The sequence below is a fragment of the Rothia sp. HMSC069C01 genome (assembly GCF_001814655.1).
GTDB classification, from domain to species: domain Bacteria; phylum Actinomycetota; class Actinomycetes; order Actinomycetales; family Micrococcaceae; genus Rothia; species Rothia dentocariosa.
This window is the reverse complement of sequence record NZ_KV817388.1, coordinates 1-216: the sequence shown is the minus strand read 5'-3', so window position 1 is coordinate 216 and position 216 is coordinate 1. Positions and strand designations below refer to the sequence as shown.

At 50.9% G+C, this 216-nt stretch carries 1 pseudogene; it reads right to left on the bottom strand.

Annotated features, from left to right (window positions below):
• Positions 1 to 216 (bottom strand): annotated as a pseudogene (locus tag HMPREF2981_RS04400) (hypothetical protein); the annotation flags it as partial.

Here is a 216-nt window from a genome sequence, read left to right as displayed (position 1 = left end):
CCCCTGACGCAGATCAAGCCAATCGACTGCAGTAGCGTATTCATAAGCCCACTCTGTATCGAACTCATGCAAGAAAGAGTCCCAGTCGAAATCCAGGGCTGTTAAAAAACGACGCCCAAAGTCCCGGGCATCTACCACACCGGCACAGTCAACCTCTGCGATATACCACCCTTCACGCTCAAGATAGGGCTTCATACAATTCTGCCAATACCCATC